This is a genomic window from Enterococcus thailandicus (assembly GCF_001886265.1).
In the GTDB taxonomy this organism is placed as follows: domain Bacteria; phylum Bacillota; class Bacilli; order Lactobacillales; family Enterococcaceae; genus Enterococcus_B; species Enterococcus_B thailandicus.
Genome location: NZ_JXLE01000009.1, coordinates 69,812 through 82,526, shown reverse-complemented (window position 1 = coordinate 82,526; position 12,715 = coordinate 69,812). Strand labels below are relative to the sequence as shown.

Sequence of the window (12,715 nt, the reverse complement as noted above, 5' to 3'; positions counted from 1 at the left end):
TCTCACCAAAATATGAAGAGCTATTTTGTGCGCCTGTTTGCTATTTTTTCGGAGCTAGTCGCTTGGAACCACAACCTTTTCTTTACAGTTTACTTGCAGCTTCTTCGTCGATGATTACAACAACGTCATCATGGTTTTGCAATGCACTTGCTGGCATTTCTGTCGTCACAGGTCCATCCACCATTCCTTTGATTGCATCTGCTTTGTTTTCGCCATAAGCCATCAAGACGATTTTCTTACCTTTAAGAATTGAACCAATTCCCATTGAAACAGCTTTAGTTGGTACATCTTCCACTTTATCAAAGAAACGTTTATTTGCATTGATTGTTGATTCAGTTAAGTCAACGACAGAAGTTGTTCCATCAAGTGGCGCACCAGGTTCATTGAAACCAATGTGTCCATTTTGACCAATTCCTAAGATTTGAATATCAATTGGATTTTCATCAATTGTTTTGTCATATTCTTTACATGCAGCACCTAAATCCTCCGCTTTACCATTTGGTACATAAGTTGCTTTGAATGGTTTTTTATCAAATAATTGAACATTCATAAAATGACGGTAGCTTTGTTCATCTGATCCGCCTAGTCCAACATACTCATCTAAGTTAACAGAAGTCATGTCACTAAAATCAATGTCGCTTGAAGTCATTTCTTTATATAAAGTAATTGGTGTACTACCTGTTGCCAAGCCTAAAACCTTTGCCCCATTTTCCATGCCGTCTTTGATTATTTCAAAAGCTTTTTTGCCGCCTTCTTCAGCGTTTTTCACACGAATGATTTCCATAGTGATTACTCCTTTGTGTTTTGGTATAGCCCAATTATAGCACCCTTTTTTTGGAATTACAATAATTAGTATAGACCAAATTCGTTTTTTTTCGTTTTCTTGACATTTTTCATTCATCTGTGTTAGTTTGCATAAGACGAGATAATTAAATTGATTTTTGCTGCACTTTAACCAGGATACTTGATGACTGCGGACACAATTGTCTGCAGTTTTTTTACTATTAAGAAGGAGAAATTATGAGTATATTAACACTAACAAATATCACCCAACAATTCGGTGATAAAATTCTTTATGAAGATGTCCAACTGCAATTAAATGCTGGTGAACATTTAGGACTGATTGGTCAAAATGGTGCGGGTAAAAGTACCCTGATTAAAATTATCACAGGGGAAATTTTGCCAGATAACGGTCATATCCAATGGCAAAAGAATATTCATCGTGGCTATTTAGACCAGTATGTCGAAGTTGACGAACAATTGACAATCCAAGAGTTTCTGAAAACTGCTTATGCCGATGAATTTGAAAAAGAACAAAAAATTGGCGAGCTTTATACCCAATACGGTGAAACTTTTGATGATTCACTACTTGAAAAGGCAGGAAAATTACAAACCGAACTCGATCAAGGAATCTTTTATCAAATTGATACATTTGTCGCTGAAATGAGTAGCGGACTTGGCTTAGATGTGTTGGGAGCCAACACATTGTTAAAAGAACTAAGCGGTGGACAACGTTCAAAAGTGATTTTAGCTAAATTACTTTTAGAAAATCCTGATGTTTTAATCTTGGACGAACCCACGAACCATTTAGACGATCAACACATTCAATGGCTGACACAATTTCTGCAAAGCTTTCAAGGTGCGTATATCGTGATTTCCCACGATCAAGAATTTTTAGACCAAATCACTACACACATTGCTGATATTGAATTCGGTCAATTAACGAAATACACTGGCCATCTAAAACAGGCTTTGAAACAAAAAGAACAAAACCGAGAAAGTTATTTACGTCAATATCATGCGCAACAAAAACAAATTGAGAAAACAGAAGCCTATATTCGTAAATACAAAGCCGGTTCTCGCTCGACAATGGCAAAGAGTCGCCAAAAACAATTAGATAAAGTTGATCGATTGAAGCCACCAACCAACACAGCAACTGCAGTATTTGATTTTCCTTTCACACCAATCGTGACAACATTAGCACTAGAGACAACCGATTTAGTCATTGGGTATGAACGACCTCTACTAGCACCTATCAACTTGACTATTCGCTTTGGGGAAACGGTTGCGATTCGTGGCTTTAACGGAATCGGAAAATCAACACTGCTTAAAACCTTAATTGGTGAAATCAAACAGTTAGATGGTGATTTTCATTTTCCAGAAAACACCAAAATCAATTATTTTTCGCAAGACCTAACTTGGGAAAACCCATTAGAAACACCTTTGCAATATTTAAGTGGGCACTTTCCAAAAGCAACGATCAAAGAATTACGTCGTCAATTAGCCAAAGCTGGCTTAGTTAACCAGCTGGCAAGCGAACCACTAGCTACGCTAAGTGGTGGTGAGCAAACAAAAGTAAAACTTGCACAGATGACTATGAACAGTGGCAATCTCCTGATTTTAGATGAGCCCACTAACCATATTGATCACGAAACAAAAGCAAGCTTGCAAAAAGGAATACAACAATTTACAGGAACTGTCTTAGTTGTTTCCCATGAACAAGAATTTTATCAAGAACTGGTTGATCGAGTGATTGAGATCGAAACGAATGAAGCAACGTACAGCAGCAAGCACTGAGCAAATGACAGGTGTCAAAACAAAAAAGGTGAAGCAAAACGAAAATACGTTTTGTTTCACCTTTTTTGTTTTTGATTATTACTAACTTTTTATTTCTTGCGGAATAAAACCAATTGACAGAAGTAGGCACATGCTTGAAAAGCGAGCCCTGCAAGTGTGACACCCATCCAGCCAAAATGTTCCCACATCGTTGTTCCTACTAACGAACCTGTTGCTCCCCCGATAAAATACATAAACATGAAAATCGTATTATTCCGGTTACTTGCTTCTTCACCAAGACCTTGAACACGTGCTTGGTTAGAAACTTGACCAAATTGATTACCAACATCTAATAAAATAATTGCAAATAATAAAAGTGTTAGATGATTTCCACCAATCAAAAGTAAGACAAAACTAAGTGTTTGCATCCACAATCCCATCGAAATAATCTTTCTTTCGGAATAGGAATCTGCTAAACGCCCAACAATCGGTGCTGCAACAGCTCCCGACAAACCAAAAATCGCTAAGATCCCTGCTTCAAATGTGCCCCAATGATAAACAGGACTGCTAATATAAAAAATCAAAGTTGACCAAAAAATAGAAAACGTTCCAAACATAAAAAAGCCGTTGAATGCTGATTCACGTAATAAACGTTGAGATGTAAATAAATGCGGTAAGCTCTTCAAAGAATCGATATAAGAAACTGATGCTTTTCGACTTTCTTGCGTCCTCGGTAATTTCACATAAAGCAACGCTGTTAACAGCCCCACAGCAAGCAACGCAAATAAATAGACCATTCGCCAAGAAAACACGCTGGCAATAATTCCTGATACTGTTCTCGATAATAAAATCCCAATCAATAAACCACTTAATAATTGGCCCATTACTTTTCCGCGTGCGGCTGAGCCCGCTAGGACAGCGCCATACGGAATAATGATTTGTGGCACAATAGACAGTAAACCAATTAAGAAAGATGCACATGCAAATAACGTAAACGATGGCGCAAAAAAAGCAGCCAACAACGAAATAGCAGACAATGCAGCCATTCGAATAATCAATTTAGGTCGATTTACCACATCGCCCAATGGCACTAAGAATAATAAGCCTAAAGCATAGCCGAGTTGCGTCAACATGGTTAAAATACCAATTGCACTCGTACTAACTGAAAAACTTGTTGCTACTTTTGTTCCAATCGGTTGGATATAATACATATTGGCAACCACTACACCACAAGTAGTTGCTAGTAAAGTCGTCAATGCTCCTGTTAGTTGAATTTGGTTTTTTTGTTCCATTCTTTCCCCTCACTTCCAACTAATAGTGTAGCTCTTTCATAAAAAAAATGAAATCATCTAAGAACATTTTATTCACTTTTCTTTTCCTTATCTAGACGATGTTTTTCACGGTCCTTATAAATAATAACAACTAACCCAATCAGTAGAAGTACACTAGCAATAATTCCTACTGCTGTTTTGTTATAGCCATGGAACAAGGCTTCGCCCCCACAAGCATATAAGATTGATGACGGTAATACACCTAAAATCACCGATAACGCTACTTGTTTTAAAGATAGATTCAGTGTATAGGCTGTAAAACTGACAATGGAAGAAGGAATCACTGGTACCATGTAGCCAATCATCACACCTATTTTAGGATGCCTCATTCGAGTAATTGCTTTCACCCAGCGATTTTCTTTGGTTGACTGATCCAAAAAAGTTAAGTGATGTAATAAAAAAATAGCGAATAAGTTTCCCAAGGCATTCCCACTAATATTGATGAGACTTCCAAGAATTGGACCATAACTAACCCCCACCAAAACGCCAACAATTGATGTCGGAATCCCTGGAACAACACACATCACTGTTGTTAATAAAATCAATAACGCCGCAGTAATTACCCCATGGGAACGTACTGTTTTTTGTAATAACGCCTGACTTGCCTTTGGATTTAACAAAATATCAATATCCTTTGCATATTGCAAATAGACATGATAACCAATAAAAGAAATCAATCCGATACCACATAGAATCAAAATGATTTGAACTATTCTCTTTTTCATTGATACTCCTTTTCTCAAATACTCCCTATTTATATCTTATTTTAGCATAGGTTTCTCTTTCTTTGTTTCCTCCTTAATCTAATCATACTTTCTAAACAACATTTGGAATAAAAAATCAAAACCACGTCCAATACCTGTTCACCTATATCTTTTATACAGCTATTAACTACTAACCAACATAAAAAGCACCTGAATCCGATCATATCAAAGATTCTGGTGCTTTATATTCAGCAAAGTTGATTCAATTTTGTGGTTATACCCATATGTTTTATCAATCAAATAATGCCTTTCTTTTCTTGGCTATTACTGCAACAAACAGTAACAATATTCCTGAAAGGAAAAAACAATTCTAGTTCCAAAAATGTCTGAAATGATTCCGACTTAAAGATATACCTATCTTCAAACAGCTCTAAAAATGATATTACCCAGAATATGTAAAGAAAATATTTTTAATGATCTAAGTGTTCACGAATTTCATCCTACCGACTACAGTTATTATTGAAGCTAGCTAGTTCACTGAATAAGTTCAAGAACTGGGTCACCCAAACCATCATCCTACTATCTATGAACATCTATACTCATACAAAAAAAGATTAGTCCGTAAACAAGTTTGCAAAGTATATCAATTCTTAAAAAGTATGGTCAAAGAACAAAAAAAGCACCAAAATCCCATCATATCAAGGATTTTGGTGCTCTATAATCAGCAAAAATTATTTAACTGTTACTGATGCGCCAACTTCTTCAAGTTTAGCTTTTAATTCTTCAGCTTCGTCTTTAGACACGCCTTCTTTAACTGGTGCAGGAGCGCCGTCAACTACAGCTTTAGCTTCTTTCAAGCCTAAGCCAGTTGCTTCACGAACTGCTTTGATAACTTTAACTTTTTGGTCTCCAGCTGCAGTTAATTCTACAGTGAATTCAGTTTGTTCTTCAGCTGCAGCACCTGCTACAGCACCAGCTGCAGCTACAGGAGCAGCAGCAGATACGCCAAATTCTTCTTCAATAGCTTTAACTAGGTCGTTAAGTTCTAGGATAGTTGCTTCTTTTAACTCAGCAACGATGTTTTCAATGTTCAATGCCATGATAATTTCCTCCATTAAATGTTGTTTGTTTTATTTATGCTATGCGGCTATTAAGCTGCATCTCCATCTTCTTTGTCTGCGACTGCTTTGACAGCGTAAGCCACGTTGCGGACTGGCGCTTGTAGTACAGATAGCAACATAGAAAGAAGACCTTCGCGGTTTGGCAATTTTGCCAAGGCTGTAATTTCTTCCAATGAAGATACTTTACCTTCGATGATACCGCCTTTGATTTCTAATGCTTTTGCTTCTTTAGCAAATTCATCCATGATTTTTGCTGGTGCAACTACATCTTCGTTACTAAATGCAACGGCTGTAGGGCCAGTAAATACTTCGTCCAAGCCTTCTAATCCAGCTTGTTTTGCAGCACGTGAAAGGATAGAGTTTTTGATAACTTTCATTTCTACGTTTGCATCACGAAGTTGTTTACGTAAGCGAGTTACTTCATCAACAGTTAGTCCACGGTAGTCAACGACTACTACAGATGCTGCTGCTGTAAATTTTTCACTTACTTTATCAACGATTTCTGCTTTTTTTGCGATTGCTGCTTCACTCATTTTGAGTTTCACCTCCTGAATTTTGATGGAAGAGTTTTTAGTTGCCTCATTATGCTGTTCAAAAGAAATCCTTTTTACTTCGCTTAGCGAGTATTGTTCATCAGCTAATTTCTTAGTAATTCACAATAAAAAAACCCTATGCCACCGTAGACATAGAGGGACTATTGAAATTATTCAATAAACGTCCTCGGTAGGAAATTAAGGCTAAGCCACCTACTGTCTTCGGTACAAGTTAATTATTAACCTCAACTAGCTTAGCACGCTAAACTAGTTGAGTCAAGAATTATTTTTCAGTTGGATCAATCAACTATCTAACTTAATTAAAATTAGAAAGAAGCTTGGTCAACGTGGATACCAGGTCCAAATGTTGTTGTTACAGTAACATTCTTCATGTATTGACCTTTAGCTGCTGATGGTTTAGCTTTCACTAATACATCATGGATTGTTTGGAAGTTTTCGATAAGTTTTGCGTCATCGAATGAAACTTTACCGATTGGAACATGTACGTTACCAGCTTTGTCAACGCGGTAAGTTACTTTACCAGCTTTTACTTCGTTAACAGCTTTTGTTACGTCCATTGTAACTGTTCCAGTTTTAGGGTTAGGCATTAAGCCTTTAGGTCCTAATACACGACCTAATTTACCAACAGTTGCCATCATATCAGGTGTTGCAACAACTACGTCAAAGTCAAACCATCCACCTTGGATTTTTTGAACCATGTCGTCGTCACCAACGAAATCTGCACCAGCTGCTTCAGCTTCTTTTGCTTTTTCGCCTTTAGCGAATACTAAAACAGATTGTGTTTTACCAGTTCCGTTTGGTAATACAACAGCACCACGAATTTGTTGGTCTGCTTTTTTAGGGTCAACATTCAAACGGTAAGCAACTTCAACAGTTGCGTCGAATTTTGCAATGTTAGTTTCTTTTGCCAAAGCTACTGCTTCTGCAACAGGATAAACTTTACTTGAATCAACTTTTTTTAATGCATCTTGCATTTTTTTGCTCTTTTTAGCCATTTTGTTTCCTCCTTGATTGTGGTTATAACGGTTGTACCTCCCACGTGTTCTATATCTTTCAATACAGAGCCAACTGAGAAGCTACTTTCTTGGGGACGGTAGAATAAATTATTCTACAACGATACCCATGCTTCGTGCAGTTCCTTCAACCATGCGCATTGCTGATTCAACGTTAGCAGCGTTTAGGTCTTCCATTTTCAATTCAGCGATTTCTCTTACTTGATCGCTAGAAATTGTAGCAACTTTATTTTTGTTTGGTTCACCTGAACCTTTTTCGATTTTAGCTGATTTTTTCAATAAAACTGCAGCTGGTGGTGTTTTTGTAACAAAAGTAAATGAACGATCTTCATATACTGAGATTACAACTGGGATAATCAAGCCTGCTTGATCAGCTGTACGAGCGTTGAATTCTTTAGTGAATCCCATAATGTTGATACCCGCTTGACCTAGTGCAGGACCTACTGGTGGTGCTGGAGTTGCTTTACCTGCAGGAATTTGCAATTTAACGATTTTTTCTACTTTCTTTGCCACGAGACATACCTCCTTAAGTCCGTGATGTGGTTAATTGGAGATACATATTTCTCCTCCCACGTTTTCATCTATCAATTTAAAAAAGTTAGATAAAAATGTGCATTTCAATGCACACTGATACATTATAGCAAATCCAATCATATTTTCAAGAATTTTTTTGATTATTTTTATAGTTATCAGCAAAAAGTGCTAAAAATTTTCTTATAAAGGAAAGATTTTTTTCTTTCTTTCGTCCTTTTGTGCTAAACTTACGCCAGAATAATTAAATGTACGAAAAATGAAGTTTGTAGAAACTTTTTTCCTTAAGAATTTGACGAGGTGAAAAAATGAAAGAGTTAAAGTATAGAAGCGTCTTTGATATTATCGGGCCAGTGATGATTGGTCCAAGCAGTTCTCATACAGCTGGAGCAGCTAGAATTGGCAAAGTGATTCGCAGTATTTTTGGTGAGCAACCAGATTCTGTTGATATTTACCTTTATGAGTCATTTGCGAAAACTTATCGTGGCCACGGTACCGACATTGCTTTGGTTGGTGGTTTGTTGGGAATGGAACCTGATGATGAACGTTTAGCTGATTCACTAAAATTAGCGTATGAAGCTGGGATGGAAGTTTTATTCGTACCAAAAAGTGAAAAAGCAGAACATCCAAACTCAGTCAAAATGCTTTTATCAAAAGGAAAACGGAAATTGTCAGTCACTGGTATCTCGATTGGTGGCGGAAATATTCAGATTTCCGAACTCAACGGTTTCAAGATTTCTTTAAGTATGGGAACACCAACACTGATTGTTGTCCATCAAGACGTTCCTGGAATGATTGCCAAAGTGACCAATATTCTTTCCGAAACAAACACAAATATCGGAACGATGACCGTGACAAGAGAGTCAAAAGGTGAAAATGCCATTATGATTATCGAAGTGGATGATCCACAAGTCGAAGAAACTGTCCGAAAACTACAACAGCTACCACATATTGATAGCGTGAATTACTTTGATTAAAGGAGTCTGCAAAGCCTATGTTTTTATCAATTGAAGAATTAGTCGAACAAGCAAAAGACTACTCATCTGTCGCAGAGCTAATGATTGCAACCGAGATGGAAATGAGCGGCCGTTCGCGCGAACACATCATTCAAATCATGGAAAAAAATCTAGCAGTCATGGAGCAATCAATCACTGAAGGAAAAGCTGGCGTTACTTCTGTCACAGGAATTACTGGTGGAGATGCAAAACGTTTAGATACTTATTTAGAACAAGGTGATTTTTTGAGCGGTGATACGATTTTAACAGCAGTAAGAAATGCCATCGCAGTGAATGAAGTCAACGCCAAAATGGGACTCATCTGTGCAACACCAACTGCTGGAAGTGCGGGCGTTGTCCCCGGTGTATTAATGGCCGTTCGTGAACGTCTTTCTTTGACACACGAGCAACAACTAGACTTTTTATTCACAGCAGGAGCATTTGGATTAGTCATTGCAAACAATGCTTCAATCAGCGGTGCCGAAGGCGGTTGTCAAGCGGAGGTTGGTTCCGCTAGCGCAATGGCAGCTGCGGCTTTAGTTTGTGCTAAAAATGGCACACCTCATCAAGCTGCTCAAGCAATTGCCATTACTTTAAAAAATATGATGGGACTGATTTGTGATCCTGTTGCAGGACTAGTAGAAGTTCCTTGTGTGAAACGAAATGCTTTAGGTTCCTCACAAGCTTTTATTTCAGCAGACATGGCACTTGCAGGAATCGAAAGCGTCATTCCACCAGACGAAGTAGTTGCTGCTATGTATCAAGTTGGTCGTCAAATGCCATCGATTTTCAAAGAAACGGCTGAGGGTGGTCTAGCTACTACGCCAACTGCACAACGCTTAACCAATGAGCTGTTAACTAAACAAGCTTAAAAAGGTCGGGGCAGATAATTCCGCCTCGACCAATCTGAAGACAACAATCCTTTCATGGTTGTTGTCTTCAGGTTTTTTATTTTCTTTACCTATGTATTTGTTAACCGATAAATTCATGCATCCTATCACGGCCAGCCTACTACTATGTTGAAATACATTGTTGCTTCAGAAAAAGTTCTTAGCTTAATAATTGACCTTTTACTATAAACGAATGAATTATTTTTATTTATTATCTGCTCTATCTATTTATACCCTACAAAATAAAGGAACACTATAAGCATCGCTGAAATATCAAACGAAACGATCACAATTATCAGTGCAGCCGCCCGTTTAAATTGTTTTGGAGTAATTTTATTCTTCCACGTAAAAATCATGGAAAGAGCAATCGGCGCGGAGTAAGGAATAAGTAGCGCAATTACTAAAAGAATAATCAAAGCAAGGTTCCATAATTTCAAATCTTGCATTTCAAATAATCTATTTTTTCTCACTCGTTTACTCAGATATTCTGAGTCCATCACTTCATTTTCAGAATAAAAATAGTCAACTGGCAAATCAAACAATTGAGACAATAGAATAATATTATCCGTAGTAGGAATCGCTCGTTGATTTTCCCAATTAGAAATTGTTTGTCTAGAAACTAAGATTTTTTCTGCTAATTCTTCTTGTGTTAGTTCTTTTTTCAATCTTTCTGCTTTTATTTTTTGGTACATAGCTATCAAACAAACCCCTTTCCTATATAGTTTTACGAATGTAAAGCCTTATGTAAAACACCTTTGATAGTTAATTACATCATTACGTAGTAAGTTATTTTTGTAAAGAAAAATTTTAGAAAGAAGTGTTGAGAATGTTGGCAAAAAATTTAAAAGTTGTTACAGGTTTATTATCAGTTATTACAATTTCTGGAGCTCTTGCCCCAACAGTTACTGTCTTAGCTGAAGAAAACAATCAGATTAAACTGACTAATGAACAAACAAGCACACAAGAAACATACGTCCTTAATGAAAATAATCAAAACTATAACCAAGCTGTGACATACTTAAAAGAAAATGCTAGCAGCTTTTCCGTAAAATACTTTGAAGCATATTTTTATGGAAAAACTGTCACTTCTGAAAATCACGATGAATTACTGAATGGTTATCTTGAGTTTTTAAGTACCAAGCCTCATTCCAGAGTTGGTATTGAAGTCATTTTAGGGATTATCGCCTCGGCTATTGCAATTATTCAAGGAATGTACAATGTTGGTAGATACGCTGCTAAGCAATGTGTATCTCGTGGTATTCTTTCTAAAAAAGAATATAAACCTAACGGTGGTTGGATAATGGCTGGAATTACAGCCTCATTTGGCTTTCCAGCAGCACTAGGTTTTGATGATTACATGTACAATCGTTAATTTGTCTTACGAAAGGAATAGAAATGAACATATTTAGGGATATTTTTAAATTTTTTATTGATCACTATGATTTCATCGCAATCTTATTACTCTCAGGAGCCGTAATATCTTTATCTATCAAATCCGCTAGACAGCAAGATGAAATTGACCAAATTAAGCAGCAACTTCACACTTACGAAGTACAAGATCTTTTATCAAGAAAAAAATAATTAGCCGAATTCACTAAATTGATTGTTCTTACAAAAATCTTGATAATAAAGTGGCTGTAACAAAGGTGGGCACCTTCAAAAAAATAAGAAGGACTTTCTAAAAATCTCTTCTCAAATGTTTGTGACACTTCGACTTATTTACGAAGGAGTTACTTCTTGAACACCGTTTATTCAGAGAAAGAGCAGTGACAAAAATTTCGTCACTGCTCTTTCTTCATTTTATTAGTGTATTTAAATGTAGATAGAAAGTTTTTGACTACAACTCCCTCACCTAATCCAACAATGTTGTATTTTTTACTTCTTCAATTGTTTTTGTTCCAGCCAATTGCATAGTAATTGATAGTTCTTTATTGAAATGTTCAAAAACAGAAGTTACGCCTTCTGCTCCGCCTAAATTCAACCCATAAATCACTGGACGACCAATTGCTACTAAGTCCGCACCACTTGCCAATGCTTTGAAAACATGTTCACCACGACGTACGCCTGAATCAAAAACAATTGGTACACGTTTATTAACTGTTGCAGCAATCATTGGTAATACTTCAAATGAGGCAGGACCACCATCTAATTGACGTCCACCATGATTTGAAACCCAGATACCATCTGCTCCAGCAGCAATTGCAACTTCGGCGTCTTCTGGTGATTGAATTCCTTTTACAAAAACAGGAAGATGAGTAAATTCTTTGATTTTTTTGATATCATCCGGAACTAGCCCTTGTTTAGCAGCAGCATAAATTTCAGCAATTCCTTTTCCTTCACCACTTCCACTAGCACTTTGCTCGCTATAAGCAGCTAAGTTAGGCATTGGTAATGGGAATTGGAATTGATTGATGACATCTTCTTCACGATAACCACCTAATGTTGAGTCCGCAGTAAGAATAATTGCTTTTGCTCCGGCTTCCATCGCTTGCGTCAAAATAAATTCATTGAAACCATCATCTTTACTCATATATAGTTGGAAAAATTGTGGCGCATTTGGTGCTGCTGCAGCGGCGTCTTTAATTGTTGTATTCGCATACGTACTGATTGAAAAAATTGAACCAGCTGCTGCTACACCTTTTGCAGTATCCGCCTCACCTTTTTCATGAGCTAATCCTTGCGCAGCTGATGGTGCTTGAATAATTGGTGTATCTAAATCAATACCAAAAACAGACGTGTGTAAATCAGCATGATCAATCCCGCGCAAGACGCGTGGCATAATTTTTTTAGTATTGAATGCAGAAGTATTTTCTTTCATCGTCCATTCATCTTCAGAACCGCCACGAATATAACCGAAAGCCCCCGCTTCCATACGTTCTTTCACGCGGTCTTCTAGTGATGCAATGTTTACGATTTCGATTGGATGTTCTTCATTACTTGTATGATAAGTCATTTTGACTCCTTCTTTCTTTTCAACTTTACGAAATTAAGTATATTACTCTTACAAAAAGTAAGCAAAT

At 37.0% G+C, this 12,715-nt stretch carries 13 protein-coding genes and 1 other annotated feature; of the genes, 4 read left to right on the top strand and 9 right to left on the bottom strand.

Features of this window, described 5'->3' with window-relative positions:
• Positions 1-82 precede the first annotated feature (82 nt).
• Positions 83-784, bottom strand: a complete 702-nt coding sequence (gene nagB / locus RV17_RS07930) for a glucosamine-6-phosphate deaminase (protein WP_071868941.1) — start codon at positions 782-784, stop codon at positions 83-85.
• A gap of 236 nt (positions 785-1,020) precedes the next feature.
• On the opposite strand from nagB, the gene RV17_RS07925 reads away from it, so the two are divergent.
• Positions 1,021-2,577: an ABC-F family ATP-binding cassette domain-containing protein gene (locus RV17_RS07925; protein ID WP_071868940.1), complete on the top strand. Its 1,557-nt coding sequence runs from the start codon at positions 1,021-1,023 to the stop codon at positions 2,575-2,577.
• 89 nt (positions 2,578-2,666) lie between these two features.
• On the opposite strand, the gene RV17_RS07920 is transcribed toward RV17_RS07925, so the two are convergent.
• The 6 genes from RV17_RS07920 to rplK all read right to left on the bottom strand — a co-directional run bounded on the left by RV17_RS07920 (position 2,667) and on the right by rplK (position 7,792).
• The gene (locus RV17_RS07920) at positions 2,667-3,848 is read right to left on the bottom strand and encodes an MFS transporter (protein WP_071868939.1); all 1,182 of its coding nucleotides are present in this window, start codon (positions 3,846-3,848) and stop codon (positions 2,667-2,669) included.
• 68 nt (positions 3,849-3,916) lie between these two features.
• Positions 3,917-4,612 carry a TVP38/TMEM64 family protein gene (locus RV17_RS07915; protein ID WP_071868938.1) on the bottom strand — a complete coding sequence of 232 codons (696 nt, stop codon included), beginning with the start codon at positions 4,610-4,612 and terminating at the stop codon, positions 3,917-3,919.
• 710 nt (positions 4,613-5,322) lie between these two features.
• A complete protein-coding gene (gene rplL / locus RV17_RS07910; RefSeq protein ID WP_067482950.1) occupies positions 5,323-5,691 on the bottom strand; it encodes a 50S ribosomal protein L7/L12 in 369 nt (122 codons plus the stop codon).
• Positions 5,692-5,741: 50 nt separating this feature from the next.
• On the bottom strand, positions 5,742-6,245 hold the full coding sequence (gene rplJ / locus RV17_RS07905; RefSeq protein ID WP_067482952.1) for a 50S ribosomal protein L10: 504 nt from the start codon (positions 6,243-6,245) through the stop codon (positions 5,742-5,744).
• A gap of 118 nt (positions 6,246-6,363) precedes the next feature.
• Positions 6,364-6,489 (bottom strand) — a sequence feature (ribosomal protein L10 leader region).
• Between the two features lie 82 nt (positions 6,490-6,571).
• Positions 6,572-7,261 (bottom strand): 50S ribosomal protein L1, encoded by a 690-nt coding sequence (gene rplA, locus RV17_RS07900; RefSeq protein ID WP_067482954.1) that lies wholly within the window; start codon positions 7,259-7,261, stop codon positions 6,572-6,574.
• A gap of 108 nt (positions 7,262-7,369) precedes the next feature.
• Entirely contained in the window at positions 7,370-7,792 is a 423-nt protein-coding gene (gene rplK / locus RV17_RS07895) for a 50S ribosomal protein L11 (protein ID WP_067482956.1), read from the bottom strand.
• Positions 7,793-8,118: 326 nt separating this feature from the next.
• Here rplK and sdaAB point away from each other — a divergent pair, with 326 nt between their 5' ends.
• Positions 8,119-8,787, top strand: a complete 669-nt coding sequence (sdaAB, locus tag RV17_RS07890) for an L-serine ammonia-lyase, iron-sulfur-dependent subunit beta (RefSeq protein WP_067482958.1) — start codon at positions 8,119-8,121, stop codon at positions 8,785-8,787.
• A gap of 17 nt (positions 8,788-8,804) precedes the next feature.
• Complete coding sequence (gene sdaAA / locus RV17_RS07885; protein ID WP_067482964.1) at positions 8,805-9,677, top strand: L-serine ammonia-lyase, iron-sulfur-dependent, subunit alpha; 873 nt, start codon at positions 8,805-8,807, stop codon at positions 9,675-9,677.
• A 242-nt stretch (positions 9,678-9,919) separates the two neighbouring features.
• Here sdaAA and RV17_RS07880 read toward each other — a convergent pair whose 3' ends face one another.
• Entirely contained in the window at positions 9,920-10,387 is a 468-nt protein-coding gene (locus RV17_RS07880; RefSeq protein ID WP_071868937.1) for a helix-turn-helix transcriptional regulator, read from the bottom strand.
• Positions 10,388-10,521: 134 nt separating this feature from the next.
• On the opposite strand from RV17_RS07880, the gene RV17_RS07875 reads away from it, so the two are divergent.
• A complete protein-coding gene (locus RV17_RS07875) occupies positions 10,522-11,067 on the top strand; it encodes a hypothetical protein (RefSeq protein WP_071868936.1) in 546 nt (181 codons plus the stop codon).
• A 480-nt stretch (positions 11,068-11,547) separates the two neighbouring features.
• Here the strand turns inward: RV17_RS07875 and RV17_RS07865 are convergent, their stop codons facing one another.
• Entirely contained in the window at positions 11,548-12,648 is a 1,101-nt protein-coding gene (locus tag RV17_RS07865) for a lactate oxidase (protein WP_067482971.1), read from the bottom strand.
• Between the last annotated feature and the right edge of the window lie 67 nt (positions 12,649-12,715).